At 71.9% G+C, this 14758-nt stretch carries 9 protein-coding genes; 7 read left to right on the top strand and 2 right to left on the bottom strand.

Going from position 1 to position 14758, the window contains the following annotated elements; translation table 11 throughout:
• Nucleotides 1–237 precede the first annotated feature (237 nt).
• Both HII36_RS47045 and HII36_RS47040 read left to right on the top strand, forming a co-directional pair.
• On the top strand, nucleotides 238–1131 hold the full coding sequence (locus HII36_RS47045) for a hypothetical protein (protein WP_173529885.1): 894 nt from the start codon (nucleotides 238–240) through the stop codon (nucleotides 1129–1131).
• Between the two features lie 61 nt (nucleotides 1132–1192).
• The gene (locus HII36_RS47040) at nucleotides 1193–3370 is read left to right on the top strand and encodes an acyl-CoA dehydrogenase (RefSeq protein ID WP_173529884.1); all 2178 of its coding nucleotides are present in this window, start codon (nucleotides 1193–1195) and stop codon (nucleotides 3368–3370) included.
• Nucleotides 3371–3393: 23 nt separating this feature from the next.
• Here HII36_RS47040 and HII36_RS47035 read toward each other — a convergent pair whose 3' ends face one another.
• Nucleotides 3394–5223: a hypothetical protein gene (locus tag HII36_RS47035; protein ID WP_173529883.1), complete on the bottom strand. Its 1830-nt coding sequence runs from the start codon at nucleotides 5221–5223 to the stop codon at nucleotides 3394–3396.
• A gap of 68 nt (nucleotides 5224–5291) precedes the next feature.
• Here HII36_RS47035 and HII36_RS47030 point away from each other — a divergent pair, with 68 nt between their 5' ends.
• The 4 genes from HII36_RS47030 to HII36_RS47020 all read left to right on the top strand — a co-directional run bounded on the left by HII36_RS47030 (nucleotide 5292) and on the right by HII36_RS47020 (nucleotide 12596).
• Nucleotides 5292–6860, top strand: coding sequence for a hypothetical protein (locus HII36_RS47030; RefSeq protein WP_173529882.1), 1569 nt, complete (start codon nucleotides 5292–5294; stop codon nucleotides 6858–6860).
• A gap of 111 nt (nucleotides 6861–6971) precedes the next feature.
• Complete coding sequence (locus tag HII36_RS58375; RefSeq protein ID WP_268959781.1) at nucleotides 6972–7106, top strand: hypothetical protein; 135 nt, start codon at nucleotides 6972–6974, stop codon at nucleotides 7104–7106.
• 175 nt (nucleotides 7107–7281) lie between these two features.
• Nucleotides 7282–8502 carry a glycosyltransferase family 4 protein gene (locus HII36_RS47025; protein ID WP_173529881.1) on the top strand — a complete coding sequence of 407 codons (1221 nt, stop codon included), beginning with the start codon at nucleotides 7282–7284 and terminating at the stop codon, nucleotides 8500–8502.
• Between the two features lie 26 nt (nucleotides 8503–8528).
• Entirely contained in the window at nucleotides 8529–12596 is a 4068-nt protein-coding gene (locus tag HII36_RS47020) for an alpha-(1->3)-arabinofuranosyltransferase domain-containing protein (protein WP_173529880.1), read from the top strand.
• Here the strand turns inward: HII36_RS47020 and HII36_RS47015 are convergent.
• Nucleotides 12517–13662 carry an acyltransferase family protein gene (locus tag HII36_RS47015; RefSeq protein ID WP_173529879.1) on the bottom strand — a complete coding sequence of 382 codons (1146 nt, stop codon included), beginning with the start codon at nucleotides 13660–13662 and terminating at the stop codon, nucleotides 12517–12519. The genes HII36_RS47020 and HII36_RS47015 overlap by 80 nt on opposite strands.
• Nucleotides 13663–13838: 176 nt before the next feature.
• On the opposite strand from HII36_RS47015, the gene HII36_RS47010 reads away from it, so the two are divergent.
• A partial coding sequence (locus HII36_RS47010; protein ID WP_173529878.1) for a DUF3068 domain-containing protein occupies nucleotides 13839–14758 on the top strand: 920 nt, incomplete at its 3' end.

Below are 14758 nucleotides of genomic sequence, written 5' to 3'. Positions count from 1 at the left end.
GGCGCCCAAGTTCAGTGCGCTGCGCTGGCTGCTGCACACCAAGGAGACGTTCACGGCCTTCCGCTGGGCGGTGAGCGAGGGCGTGCAGTCGCCGCACATCGCGGTCGAGGTCGTACGGACGCGCCGCAGGGGCGGCCGGCGACCCCGCCGCCGCCTCCTCCGCCGCCTCCCGGTGCGGGCGGGCCGCAGGGCCGGTCCACGCCGCAGTTCCCGCAGCAGCCGAGCGCCGGCGTACGCGTGCCGCTGCGCTCCACCGGACCGCAGTTCCCGCCCGCGCCCCCGCAGCAGAACCCGGGCCAGGGCCCGGGCCAGAACCCGGTGCCGCAGTTCCCGGTGGCGATCCCCGCGCTGCCCCCGCCGCCCAAGAAGGGCAGGATCGGCGACATCCCGATCAAGGCCGTCTACCTGATCGGCGCCGTCGCCGGCACCGTGGCGGCCGTCCTGCTGATCTTCTTCCTCTTCCAGGGTGACGTGCCGACGCCGCAGGCGGGCCCGACGCTGCCGCCGGCCGTGCAGCCCGCCTCGCCGCTGCCCAGCGGGACGGCGGCCGCGGCCACGCCCACGCCGACGGTGACCCAGAGCCCGATCGTGCTCCCGGCCGTGCCGGAGAAGAAGACGTTCGCCAAGCTGCCGGGCAAGGCCAGCGCGGTCACCGGCCTGATCAACGACACCAAGAACGGCATCAGCTATCCCCGTCTGGGCAAGCCGTGGGACGCCAAGTCGTTCGCCCCGTTCACGATCGCGCAGCGGGTCGGCAAGGTGGGCATCCCGCACACGATGATCGTCTCCGCGCTGTTCCCCGGCGATTCGCCGGAGACCAAGCCGTCCAAGGACGCCGACTACCGCGAGATCGCCACCAGGGCGGCCCGCTGGGCGGTGCGCACCCAGTTCCCCAAGGACGCCAAGGTCGAGTGGACCGGCTCGGAGAAGGTCCCGGTGGGCAAGGGGTGGACGCTCGGGTTCAAGGTCACCTACCAGTTCGGCGGCAAGCAGATGGTCTCGCAGTCGATGGTGACGGTGATCGAGATCGGCAAGACCAAGCCCGCCATGCTGCTGGCCACGATCCCCGACACCGGCAAGAAGTACTGGGCCGACCTGAACACGCTCGCGAAGAGGGTTCGTCCGCTCTAGGCCAGAAGCATCCTCTAGAATATGGTTCTGGCATCGACTGGGACCTGCTGGAGGTTGAGCAATGGCGATCGGGTTGAGCGAGGAGCACGAGGCGCTCCACGAGTCGGTGAGCGGCTGGGCCGAGCGGAACGTCCCCGCCGAGCTGCTGCGCGCCGGCGCGGACGAACGTCCGCCGTTCTGGTCCGGCTTGGCCGAGCAGGGGCTGCTCGGCCTGCACCTGCCCGAGGAGTCCGGCGGCTCCGGCTACGGGCTGCTCGAAGCGGCCGTGGCCGTCGAGGCGCTGGCCGAGCGCATGACTCCGGGCCCGTACGTGCCGACCGTGCTGGCCTCGGCCGTGATCCACGCCTCCAAGCGGCACGAGCTGCTGGAGTCGCTGGCCGACGGCAGCCGCACCGGCGCGGTCGCCCTGACCGGCGCGCTGACCGGCATCCGCGCCGAGGACGGCTCCCTGGTCGTCTCCGGCACCGCCGAGCCGGTGCTCGGCGGCTCGCTGGCCGACGTGCTCGTGCTGCCCGTCTCCACGGCGAACGGCGAGGAGTGGATCGCGGTCGACGCGGCCGCCACCACCGTGACGCCGGTCAAGTCGCTGGACCTGACCAGGTCCGTGGCCAAGGTGGAGCTGGCCGAGGTCACCGTGCCCGCCGAGCGCGTGCTCGACGGCGTCGAGGGCCCCGACGTGCTCAACCTGGCCGCCGTCCTGCTCGGCGCCGAGGCGGCCGGGCTGGCCTCCTGGTGCGTCCGGGCCGCCGCGGACTACGCCAAGGTACGCGTGCAGTTCGGCCGTCCGATCGGCCAGTTCCAGGGCATCAAGCACAAGCTGTCGCGCATGCTGGTGGCCCTGGAGCAGGCCCGCGCCACCGTCTGGGACGCCACCCGCGCCACCGGCAAGGAACTGGAGTACGCCGCCGCGATCGCCGGGGTGATGGCCCCCGACGCGGCCGTCCAGTGCGCCAAGGACGCGATCCAGACGTTCGGCGGCATCGGCTACACCTTCGAGCACGACGTCCACCTCTACTACCGCCGCGCGCTCACCCTGCGCGCGCTGCTCGGCCCGTCGGCCGAGTGGGCCGCCTCGGTGACCGAGCTGGCGCTGGCGGGCGTGACCCGCGAGATGGAGATCGACCTGCCCGAGGACGCCGAGGAGCTGCGCGAGTCGATCAGGGCCGAGATCGCCGAGATCGCCCAGCTGGAGGGCAAGGAGCAGAAGCGGGCCCTGGCCGCGCGCGGCTTCGTCATGCCGCACCTGCCCAAGCCGTGGGGCCGTGCGGCCAAGCCGCTGGAGCAGGTGCTCATCGCCCAGGAGCTGAAGGCCGCCAAGGTCAAGCTGCCCGCGATGATCATCGGCGCCTGGGTGGTCCCGTCCATCGCCGTGTACGGCACGCCCGAGCTGCAGGAACGCTTCCTGCCCAAGACGCTCAGCGGCGAGATGATCTGGTGCCAGCTCTTCTCCGAGCCCGGCGCCGGATCCGACCTGGCCTCGCTGCAGATGAAGGCCGAGCAGGTCGAGGGCGGCTGGAAGCTCAACGGCCAGAAGATCTGGACGTCGGTCGCGCACGTCGCCGAGTGGGGCATCTGCATCGCGCGCAACTCCGCCGCGGGCACCAAGCACGAGGGCATCACGTACTTCCTGGTCGACATGAAGGCCCCCGGCGTCACCGTCAGGCCGCTGACCGAGATGACCGGCGAGAACCTGTTCAACGAGGTCTTCCTGGACGACGTCTTCGTCCCGGACGACCTGGTCGTGGGCGAGGTCGGCGACGGCTGGAAGGTGGCGCGCAACACGCTGTCGAACGAGCGCGTCTCGCTGTCGTCCGGGTCGGGCGGCACCGGCGCGTCCGTCCCCGACCTGCTCGGCCTGGCGGGCCGGCTGGGCCGCGAGCTCACCCCGGCCGAGGCGCAGGAGGTCGCCGGGGTGGTGTGCGAAGGCCACTCGATCAACGCGCTGTCGCTGCGGGTCACGCTCAAGCAGCTGGCCGGCAACGAGCCCGGCGCGGACGCGTCGGTGCGCAAGCTGCTGTCCACCTCGCACGCCCAGCACGTGTCGGAGACCGCGGTGAACCTGCTCGGCCCAGCCGCCGTCGTGGCGGCCGACATGCAGCTCGGCGACCCCGGCTACTGGAACCGCGCGGTGCTGGCCACCCGGGCGATGACGATCTACGGCGGCACCACCGAGGTGCAGCTCAACATCATCGGCGAGCGCATGCTCGGCCTGCCCAGGGACCCCGAGCCGGGCAAGTAACACCCGGCCCCACCCGCCTCCCCCTACGGCTCGACCGGCCGTAGGGGGCTCGGCGTGCCGCCCTCCGCCGGGACCGGGGTGCCGATCCTGATCTCGCCGACGCAGGCGCCGCGGCCGTCCAGCGTGCGCACGGTGACCTCGGCGCCGCCGCCCCGGAACCGTCCGAACGAGGTGCCGAGGCCGTCGCCGGCGGGCACGTCGCTCCTGGCCAGCCCGACCCTGACCGACAAGGTGGTGGGCGCCTGGTTCAGGTAGGAGACCTGGACCGTCCACTCGCCGTCCTCGATCGGGCGGGGGAGCGGCAGGCGCACCTCCTGGCCGCCGACCTGCGTGCAGTCGCCGCGCGGCGGGATCGAGACGCCGTCGACGACCAGCGGGCGCAGCCTGCCCTGCGCGTCGAGGATCAGCGGGTCGCGCACCTGACCGCTGAGCCGGCGCGTCCAGGTGATCCCGGGTGGCGCGACCGGGCCGAGCACCTTGGAGTTCAGCGCGTAGTCGCCGAAGAAGTAGGGGATGGCGACCTTCTCCGGCACGTACGTGTCGAGCACCACCGCGTCCTTCGGCGCCAGCGCGAGCGCCAGCCTGGCCGTCTCCACGTAGCTCTTGACGTTCCTGCCGAGCGGAAGCTGCCCGTACGCGGCCACCGACCAGACCGAGCCCGCCGTGAACGCCGCGGCCAGCGGGACCCACGCCCACCTGAGCCCGCGCGCGGACCTGAGCCAGGGCTCCTGCTCTCCCTTGACCGGGATGAACGCCAGGCCGATCGCCACCGCCGCCACCATGGACGTGCTGGAGATGTAGCGCAGTTCGAGCCCGGCCAGCTCGGGCCCGAGCTGTTCCAGCCTGGCGATCATGATGGGCACGATGTCGGCGAGCCCGAAGTAGCCGAACAACAGCAGCCAGGCCAGCCAGGCGCGACGCCGCAGCCACACGGAGACCGCGATCACCAGCACGGCGACGCCGAGCCCCGCCCAGACCGACGCGGCAGGCGGCGCGGCGATGGCGTAGTCGTCGCCGATCGGCGTCCACCGCCAGGGCCCGCCCAGCGACGTGGGCACCAGCGCGTTGCTCAGCAGCTGCCAGCCGAACCGGCCCACCGCCTCGGGCCCTGGGACCGACAGCTTGACCGTCTCGTTCGCGTAGTGCTGGGACGTGAGCAACTGGACGAGGAACAACGCGGTGTACCCGGCCAGCACGGCGAAGTAGAGCAGCCAGACCCGCAGGGTCCCGCGCCGGTCCAGCCAGCCCAGCGTCAGCACGAAGGCCAGCACCAGGATGAACGGCGCCTTGAGGAAGAACGCCATCGCGAACAGCGTCCAGGCCGCCGCGGCCACCGCGTGCCGCAACCGCTTGGTGCGGGTGTAGAGCACGTGCGAGCTGAGCGCCATCGGCAACGCGATCTGGAACGGCATCGCGCCCAGCACCACCGCCCACCACGACAGCGACGGGATCGTCATCGGGGTCAGCAGGTAGAAGCCCAGCGGCACCAGGATGGCCGGGCGCGAGCCGAACAGCAGCCGCAACAGGCGCAGCAGCGCCAGCCCGGCCGCCAGCAGCAGCGCGATCGTGAACAGGTGGGCCAGCTGGTCGTTGTAGGCGCCCAGGCGGCCGATGACCCACTGCAGCGCGAACGGGCCCGGCGCCATGTGGCCGCCGTCGATGCGCATCAGGTAGTCCCAGGTGAGCTGGTTCTCCAGGCCCCTGACGATGAACATGAAGTCGTCCTGGCGGAAGTACGTCCGCCTGACCAGCTCGAACTTCCACACGCACTGGGCGGCCACCATCGCCAGGCCCGCGGCGAGCACGATGTCACCGCGTAGCCACCGGCGGGCCCCCGCCGCCACGCTTGCCATTACCGAAGAGTAACCAGGGGTTGCTTCTCGGTGGAACGTTCGTAGCGCTGTTGTGATGTCATTGCGGGATGCCTCGTTCGTCCCGTGCCGGGATCGCCGCCGCGCTGCTTGGGCTGGCGCTCGGCTGTCTGGCCCTCGGCCCGGCGCTGGCCTGGGGGTTCACGCTCATCCAGGACATGGTCTTCGTGCCCGAGCCGGCGTTCTCGCGGTTCACGTTCGGGCTGGCGGGCGGGGCGGCCCGGGTGGTGCCCAGCGATGCCGTGGTCACCGCACTGGCGCAGGTGCTCCCGGCGGAGCTGGTGCAGAAGCTGATTCTGCTGGCGATCTTCGTGCTCGGCTGCTCGGGCGCGGCGCTGCTGGTGCCGTCGCAGGCGCTCGGGCCGCGGCTGGTGGCCGGCGCGTTCTACGTGTGGAACCCGTACGTGGCCGAGCGGCTGCTGATCGGGCAGTGGGCGCTGCTGCTCGGCTACGCCGGGCTGCCGTGGGTGGTGCGGGCGGTGTGCGCGCGGCGGTGGCCGTTCCTGGCGATGCTGCCCGCGGCGGTCGGCGGGTTCGCCGCGATGACGGTCAGCGCGATCACCGCCGTCCCGCTCGCCCTGTTCGGCCCCGGCCGGTGGGCCGCCTTCGCCCGGGTCGCGGTCGTGGTCGGGCTGTTCAGCCTGCCGTGGCTGGCGGTGACCGCGCTGCGTCCCGAGGGGCTGACCGGCGACCCGGCCGGGGTGGACGCGTTCGCCAGCCGGGCCGACGGTCCGTTCGGCGTGGTGGCGAGCCTGCTGTCGCTGAGCGGGATCTGGAACGCCTACTCGGTACCGCCGGGCTACGACACCGTGATCGGGGCGCTGGCCAGGCTGGCGCTGGTGCTGGCCGGCGTCGCCGGGTTCGCGCTGCTGGGCCGGGGGCTGGACTGTCGCAGGGGGCTGGCCGCCGCCGCGGCGGCCGGGCTGGCCATCGCGCTCGCCGGCGTGAGCGAGCCGGGACGGGTGGCGCTGCGCTGGCTGGTCGAGTCGTGGGGTGGCTTCGCGGTGTTCAGGGACGCCCAGCAGTTCAACGCCCCGCTGGCCCTGCTGGCGGCCGTGGGGCTCGGGCTGCTGACCGAGGCGGCGCGCGGCGCGCTGGCCAGGCCCCGGTGGCTGGGCGCGCTGGCGCTGGTGCCCGTCGCCGTGCTGCCCACCATGGCCTGGGGGGCGCTGGGCGCGCTGGGCTCGGTGCCGTACCCGGACGGCTGGCGTGCCGCCAGAGAGGTGATCAGGCAGGACCGGGCGGGCGGCGACGTGCTGGTGCTGCCGTTCGAGTCGTACCGGCGCTTCCCGTGGAACGCGAACCGCGCGGTGCTCGATCCCGCGCAGCGTTACTTCGCCGTCCCCGGCCGCCGGGTGGTGTGCGCCGACGCCATGCGGGTCGGCGAACTGGTCGTGCGGAGCGAGGATCCACGGGCCCAGGAGGTAGAACGCGTACTAGAAGGACCCTCGCCTGACCTGCCCGGAGCCGGGTTCAGGTACGTCGTGGTCAACGCGGGCACGCCGGACGAGCAGCGCCGGTTCGCCGCCTGGCTCGCCGCCGCACGGCTGGTGACGAGCACGAGTGAGCTGCGACTGTACCGTTTCGACGGCCCCGTTGCGGACGTATCGTCCGGATAGGGGGTTTGAGCAGTGCCTTTATTAAAATTTCGCCTAGCTACTTCCGAGTAGCAAGAATTGGTTCTAGGTTTGGTGACGCCTGACCCCTTGCCGCTCAAGGAGGAACCCCCTGTGATCAAGATCCTCTTAGCAGCGATCATTGGCGTCGCCGTAGCGGCACTCGTGGCGACCGTCACCACCGTCACGCTCACCGGCGCCACGTCCACGCCGGTCAACCAGCCGCTGTACAACTACGGCGACCGGTAGCCCGAGCCGTCATGCCGCACTCCCCGCAAGGGGACGCGCGGACGAACTCGCCACGACTGCCTGAGCACGCCCTTCCCGCTCTCTTCACGGAAAGGCGATCACCGGGGGACCTCACGCAGGCGTACGCGCGACTCGCCCGTCCGCCGTTCCCGCTTTTCGTCATGGCCGGATGCCCATGAGAATCGCCTTGTTCAACTGGCGCGACCCCTGGCATCCCCAGGCCGGCGGCGCCGAGACGTTCGCCTGGGAACTGGCCACCCGCTTCGTGCGCGACGGCCATCAGGTGTCCTTCTGCACCGCTCGCGCGCCTGGTCAGAGCAGGAGTCAGACCGTCCAGGGCGTCCGGCTGGTCCGGATGGGCGGGGTGTTCACCGTCTATCCGCTGGCGCTGGTCTGGCTGCTGCTGCGTCGTGCGCTGTTCGACGTGGTGCTCGACTGCCAGAACGGCATCCCGTTCTTCACGCCCTGGGTGGCGCGCCGGGTCACGAAGGTGTTCCTGATCGTCCACCACGTGCACGACCGGCAGTTCGGCGTGCACCTGCGGCCCTGGCTGGCGGCGTTCGGACGCTTCCTCGAAGGCCCGGTGTCGCGGTGGAGCTATCGCGGGCGCGAGTGCGTGGCGGTGTCGCCGTCGACCGTGCAGGCCATGCGGGAACGGCTGGGCTGGCAGGGCCGCATCCACATCGTGCCGAACGGGGTGACCGTCGCTGACCCCGGCGCCGTGGCCAGGAGCGAGACGCCCAGGATCGTCTGCGTGAACAGGCTCGTCGCGCACAAGCGCATCGACCTGCTCCTGGACGCCGTGCCCGAACTCCGCGAGCGCTGGCCCGGCCTGGTCGTGGACGTCATCGGCCGCGGCCCCGACGAGGAACGGCTGCGCGCCAGGCTGCCCGCGGGCGTCGTCATGCACGGCTACCTGTCGGAGCGGGAGAAGGCCAGGGTGATGGCCAGGTCGTGGCTGCAGGTGAACAGCTCGCAGGGTGAGGGCTGGGGTCTGTGCGTGCTGGAGGCCGCCACGCTCGGCGTGCCCACGCTGGCCTTCGACGTGGACGGCCTGCGCGACTCCGTACGGCACGGCAGGACCGGCTGGCTCATCCCCGAGGGCACCGACCTGGCCAAGGGCATCGCCGGCGCGCTCGACGAGCTGGCGGAAAGCCACGACGAGCCGACCGAGAGCTACGCGGTGCGATGCCGGGAATGGGCGGCCGGGTTCTCCTGGGACGGCAGCGCCGAACGTCTGACCGCGCTGATGCTCGGCCTGCCCGCGCCCGCCGAGACCGTGCCCGCCGAGACCGTGCCGTCTCTTGGGCCGTCTCTCGGTCCGTCTCCCGTGGAGGCGATCAGGACGGCCGGCGGATTCGAGCCGCTGCGGCGCCGCACCGAGTACGGCAACTAGACAAGCGGGAATCCCGGGTTGGAGGAATGGTGATCGAGCGGGTGCGGCATCGGTTCTGGCTGCTGCTGTGCTGCCTGGGCTTCGCCGTGCTCGCGTTCACCACCAGGCCGGGACACCTGATCTCCGACACCAAGATGGACCTGGCGCTCAACCCGATCGGCTGGCTCGAACGGGCCGCGCACCTGTGGGACCTGCAACTGTTCGGCCAGTTGCAGAACCAGGTGGCCGGCTACGTGTTCCCGATGGGTCCGTTCTTCGCGCTGGGCGACCTGGCCGGGATGGAGCCGTGGATCACCCAGCGGCTCTGGCTGACCGTGCTGATGTGCGTGGCGTTCCTCGGCGTGGAGCGGCTGACCGGGCGGCTCGGCATCGGCACGCCGGGGACACGGGTGGTGGGGGCGCTGGCGTACGCGCTGGCGCCGCGCACGCTGTCGATCATCGGCGAGATCTCGATCGAGTGGCTGCCCGCCGCCATGCTGCCGTGGATCCTGATCCCGCTGCTGACCGCCGCGGAGACGGGCCAGCGGGCGCGCGCGGCGGTCAGGTCGGCGCTGGCCGTGGCGCTGTGCGGCGGCGTCAACGCGGCGGCGGTGGCCGCCGTGCTGGTGGCCCCGGTCGTCTACATCCTCACCAGGCCGCGCCCGGTGCCGCGCTGGCGCATGCTGGGCTGGTGGACGGCGGCCGTGTCGGTCGCCACGCTGTTCTGGTGGCTGCCGCTGCTGCTGGTGGGCCGCTACGCCTTCTCGTTTCTGCCCTACACCGAGACCGCCGCCACCACCACGCAGGTCACCTCGCTGACGAACGTGCTGCGCGGCGCCTCCGACTGGGTGCGCTACCTGCCGCTCAACGGCGTCTCCGACCAGGCGCCCGGCTTCGCCATCGCCACCTCGGCCACGATGGTCGTGGTCACCGGCCTGATCGCCGCGCTCGGCCTGGCCGGGCTGGCCCGCCGCGACCTGCCCGCCAGGGGTTTCGTCGTCACGCTGCTGCTGGTCGGGGTGACCGCGCTGGCGGCCGGCCACACCAGCGCGCTGGAACCGGTCGTCGCCGAGCCGGTGCGCTGGCTGCTCGACGGCCCGCTCGCGCCGCTGCGCAACCTGCGCAAGTTCGACCCGCTGATCAGGCTCGCGCTCGCGTTCGGGCTGGCGCACCTGCTGGTCAGGGCCAGGCTGCCGCTGCGTTCCGTGGCGGTGGCGGCCTTCGCCGCGCTCGTGCTGCCCGTCTTCAACACCGGGCTCGCCGCGCCCGGCGACTTCCGCGAAGTGCCCGCGCACTGGCGGGAGGCCGCCGCCTGGGTCAACGGGAACGCCGGTGACGACGGCGTGCTCGTCCTGCCCGGCGCGACGTTCGGCGAGTACGTATGGGGCAGGCCGATGGACGAGCCGATGCAGGCCCTGTTCACCGTCCGCTGGACGTCCAGGCAGGTCACGCCGCCCGGCTCGGTCGGGCAGACCCGGCTGCTCGACGCCATCGACCAGCGCCTGGCCGCCGGGCACGGCTCGGCCGGGCTCACCGAGGTGCTGCGCAGGATGGGCGTGCGCTACCTGCTCGTCAGGAACGACCTGATCAGGGAGAACCTGCGGGGCGCCTGGCCGGCCCGGGTCCACGAGGCGTTGCGCGAGTCGCCGGGCATCAGCAAGGTCCGCTCGTTCGGCGACCCGGTCGGCGACGCGCTCGCCGATGACGCGATCTCCGCCATCGACCCGGCCTTCCCCGCGCTCGACCTGTACGAGGTGAGCGCCGCCCCCGACCTGGTCACCGTGCGCCCCGCCGACCAGGCCCTGCACGTACGCGGCGGGCCGGAGTCGCTGCTCGCCCTGGGCGATCTCGGGCTGCTCGGCGAGGCGCCCGTCCTGCTCAACGACGACGCGGGCACCCGCGCCGCGCCGACCGTGGTCAGCGACGCGCTCCGGCTGCGCGAACGCTCGTTCGGCGAGATCAGAACCAACCGGACGCCCACGCTCCCCGCCGACAGGCGACCTGAGTTCACCGGCGTCAAGGAGCTGGATCTGCTGGAGAACGGCTGGCTGGACGACACCGCCACCACCGAGTACGACGGCATCTCGGACGTCACCGCCTCCTCCTCGGTGTCGGACGCCGACGCCATCGCCGCGCTCAGCACCACCGGCCGCGGCCCGTGGGCGGCCATGGACGGCAACATCGACACCCGCTGGGAGAGCGCGGGCTGGCGGCGGCCGGAAGGCGAATGGCTGCGCATCGACCTGCCCGCGCCGCGCCGGCTCACCTCGCTCCGGGTCACCTTCGCCGACGACGTGCTGATCGGCCAGTCGGTCAGGCGGGTGGCCGTCGAGACCGACTCGGGCAGCCTGGAACAGGACGTCGCCAAGACCAGCGAGCCGCAGACGCTGCGCGTCCCCGAGGGGCCGGCGAGCTGGGTGCGGATCAAGGTGCTCGCCACCGTGTCACAGGAGTGGAGCTTCGGCCAGCGGATCGGGATCACCGAACTGTCGATTCCCGGCCTCGTCCCCGGGCGCGCCATCAGGCTGCCCGGCTCCGGCGGCGACGTGTTCGTCATGGATCGCGGGCTGGACGACCGTCCCGCGTGCGTGCGCAACCAGATCCGCTGGGTGTGCAACCCGCAGGCGCTGGCCAGGCAGGGCGAGGACCACGCCGGCTTCGACCGGGCCTTCACCGCGGGCACGGCGGGCCGGTACGACGTGCGCGGCACCGCCGTGCTGCGGGACCCGGCCCGGATCGACAGGCTCACCCGGCTGGGCGCGAAGGCGACCGGGGTGTGGGGCTCGTCCGCGGTGAGCGAGGACGCGGTGGCGGCCCCGAGATCGGCCTTCGACGGCGACGGCGCCACCACCTGGATCCCCGACTCCGCCGACGCCGAGCCCACGCTCGTGCTCGACTGGCCGGGCAAGCGCACGATCTCGCAGATCAGGGTCGGCAGGCCGGGCGGCGGCGACGGCCGGCCGCTGGACGTGATCGTGACGGGCGACGGCGGCGAGGTACGCGGCGCCCGGGCCGACGAGAGCGGCAGGCTGACGTTCGCGCCGCTGACCACCACCCGGCTGAGGCTGCGGTTCGTCCCCGCCGGGTCGCGGCTGCAGATCTCCGAGCTGGTCGTCCCCGGGGTCGAGCCGGCCCGCAGGCCGGGCGCGGTGCCGTTCTCGTTCGGCTGCGGCTTCGGCCCCAACCTGGAGGTGAACGGCGTCACCGTGGCCACGAAGGTCAGCGGCACCCTCACGGACCTGCTGGAACAGCGGCCGGTACGCATCACCGGCTGCGCGGAGGCCGCGCTGGTGGCCGGCGACAACCGGGTGCGGGTGGCGGGCTGGGACCCGTACGCCATCGAGAACCTGATGATCGGCTCGCTGCCGTCGGGGGCGGAACAGCCGGAGCGGGCCGAGGCCGACGTCGTGCGTGGGCTGTGGACGCAGTCGGCCCGCGAGGTGCGGGTCACCGCGCGGCAGGAGTCGTTCCTGGTCGTCAACGAGAACTACAACGCCGGCTGGCGGGCCACGCTCGACGGCGCGACGCTGCGCCCGGTCCGGATCGACGGCTGGAAGCAGGGGTGGGAGCTGCCCGCGGGCGCGGCGGGAACCGTCCGGCTCGACTATCCGCCCGACGGGCTCTACCGGCTCGCGCTCGGGTTCGGGCTGGGCGGGATCGCGCTGCTCGTCCTGCTCGCGCTGATGTCGCGCGGGCCGCGTCCCGAGCACGTGCGGGAGACGGCCCCGGCCGCGGACTCGCGGGCCGCGCGCTGGCGGCTGCCGTACGCGATCGTGCTCGGGCTGGCCTTCGGCTGGTGGGTGGCCGACTGGCCGGGGATGGGCGCGGTGCTCGCGTCCGTCGTCGTGACGCTCTGGCTGCGCGCCCGCGACCGGCCGGTGCACTGGCTCGCGGCCGGCGTGTACGGCGCCGCGACGAGCACGGTCGCCGCGGCGCTGGTGCTGCGCGGTTACGGGTACGAGGTCGGCCCGCTGCTGGACCAGGTGCCGCAGCTCGTCGCCTGCGCGGCGATGGGCGTGTTGTTCGGCCGGCTCGTCACGGAGCCGGCGTCACCGGCGGCCGAGCCCGAGCCGGCGCAGGCCGAGCAGGTGTTGAGCGGTGCCGGGCGAGCCTGAGGGTGGTCGCCTCGACCAGGTGGTAGGTGGCGATGCTCAGCAGCGTCGTGACCACGAACGACACGACCGCGACGCTGGGGAAGTCGCCGGTGAACGGCGGCGCTCCGGTGATCTTGTGCTGCAGGGTGATCACCGGGGCGTGCCAGAGGAAGAAGCTGTACGAGATGCGTCCCAGGTAGGCCATGACCGGGTTGCCGACGACGCGGTGCCGCACCGAGCCGGGGCCGGCGGCCAGCGCGAACGGCGCGACCACCAGCACGGCCACGGCCGACTCCAGGGTGACCCGCCACATCGACTGCGACAGCGTGGGCAGCGTGAGCGTGCGCGGCCCGGCCAGCTCGGTGCTGAGCACGACGTACAGGAGTGCCGCCAGCACGAGCAGCTGCGGCGTGAGCGTCTCGACCAGCCGGCTGTGCCCGATCATGACCGACAGCACCGCCATCGCCATCCCGCAGGCGAAGAAGACCAGGTTGTACGGCAGCCAGTCCGACAACTGCGGCAGGTCGTACAGCCGGGCCACGACCACGTTGACCACCGAGATCACCGGCAGCACCGCGATGCCGGTGAGCAGCCTGACCGCCGGGTCGTCGCCGCGCGCACACCGGCCGAGCAGCCAGGCGATCACCGGCAGCAGCAGGTAGAACGACATCTCGATGGGCAGCGTCCACATCTGGTACAGCCCGTCGGGCGCCTTCTCCTCGCGGAAGTAGTTCTGCAGCAGCAACATCCGGTTGAGCCAGCCGCGCCAGTCGAGCGTGCTCCACGCCCACAGCGCCAGCGCGGTGACGATCCAGTAGACCGGCATGACCCGCAGCACCCGCCGCCACAGGTAACGCAGCGGCCTGGGCGGCTCGGTGCCCTCGATCGCCGCCTTCGCCCACGGCCGGTAGAGCAGCAGCCCCGACAGCAGGAAGAAGATCGGGACGGCGATGCCCAGCCGGCTCATCAGCCAGGCGAACATGCCCTCGCCGTACATGACGCCCGTGTCGCTGCCGACGTGCAGCAGCCAGACGCCGAGCGCGGCGAACGCGCGGATGCCGTCGAGTGCCGCGTCCCTGTGTTTCACCGGTGCCGCCACCCTCCGTCCGATTCGCAGAACCACGATAGAACCTGTTTCTATCGATTTGGTTGCGTCTCTGCACCAGCAGATGACGCCGGTAACTCACTGTCATACTTTGTTCCACGACGCTCAGTCCAGCCCGCAGTACTGTCTGTTTTCTTTCTGCCAACGCGGAGGCCACGATGGGTCGTATTTCCACGCTTGTCCTCATCGGGTTCGGAGCGTTCTTCATCGCCCTGGCGCCACTGCTGAAGTTCTGGGCCGCCGACCAACTGATCTTCGCTCCGGCCAACCAGGCCGGCATCAGCAGGCTCGAGGCCAAGGGCGCGCAGTACTTCTCGCTGCAGGACCTGAAGGTGCTCACCGCCGACCTCGACATCATCGTCTCCACCCGCGGCGACGTGACCCAGGCCGACACCGAGAAGGTCGTCTGGGACGAGGCGACCGTGGTCAACGACGTGACCAACGGCCGGCCGCAGATCGACATGTCCGAGCGGCGCAGCGCCTTCAACAGGTACACCGGGGTGGGGCTGAACTGCTGCGCGGTGAGCATCGAGAAGGAGCCCGTCACCCTTGAGGGGCAGATCTACAAGTTCCCGTTCGACGTCGAGAAGAAGACGTACAAGGTCTTCAACTCCACCGCGAAGAAGGCCTTCGACGCCACGTTCGTGCGCGAGGAGACGGTGAACGGGCTGCCCGTCTACGTCTTCGAGCAGGCCGTCCCGCCGACCAAGACCGAGACCCGCAGCGCGCCCGCCGACGTCATGGGCGTCACGGGGACCACCGGTGACGTGCAGGTGGACCGCTGGTACGACGGCAAGACCACCTTCTGGGTCGAGCCGGTCACCGGCGCGCCGGTCAAGCAGGAGGTGCAGCGGCACGAGGTGCTGAAGACCCAGGACGGGGTGGAGCGCAGCCCGGCCTTCATCGCCACCGCCAAGATGACCGACAAGACGGTCGCGGACCTGGTGAGCAGCGCCCAGTCCAGCAAGAACCAGATCAACCTGCTGCGTAACGTGATTCCGCTGGTGTCGCTGGTGCTGGGCGTGGTGCTGGTCGCCGCCGGCATCCTCCTCAGCCGCCGCCGCACCCCCGCCACCAC

The organism is Nonomuraea antri (assembly GCF_013283785.1).
GTDB classification, from domain to species: Bacteria; Actinomycetota; Actinomycetes; order Streptosporangiales; family Streptosporangiaceae; genus Nonomuraea; species Nonomuraea antri.
Note: the sequence above shows the minus strand (reverse complement) of the source record. Positions and strands in the feature narration are given on the sequence as shown.

Bases quoted from the DNA above. Each gene is read 5' to 3' on its own strand.
- HII36_RS47040 (WP_173529884.1), top strand. From the start codon at position 1,193: ATGGCGATCGGGTTGAGCGAGGAGCACGAGGCGCTCCACGAGTCGGTG.
- HII36_RS47035 (WP_173529883.1), bottom strand. From the start codon at position 5,223: ATGGCAAGCGTGGCGGCGGGGGCCCGCCGGTGGCTACGCGGTGACATC.
- HII36_RS47030 (WP_173529882.1), top strand. From the start codon at position 5,292: ATGCCTCGTTCGTCCCGTGCCGGGATCGCCGCCGCGCTGCTTGGGCTG.
- HII36_RS47025 (WP_173529881.1), top strand. From the start codon at position 7,282: ATGAGAATCGCCTTGTTCAACTGGCGCGACCCCTGGCATCCCCAGGCC.
- HII36_RS47020 (WP_173529880.1), top strand. From the start codon at position 8,529: ATGGTGATCGAGCGGGTGCGGCATCGGTTCTGGCTGCTGCTGTGCTGC.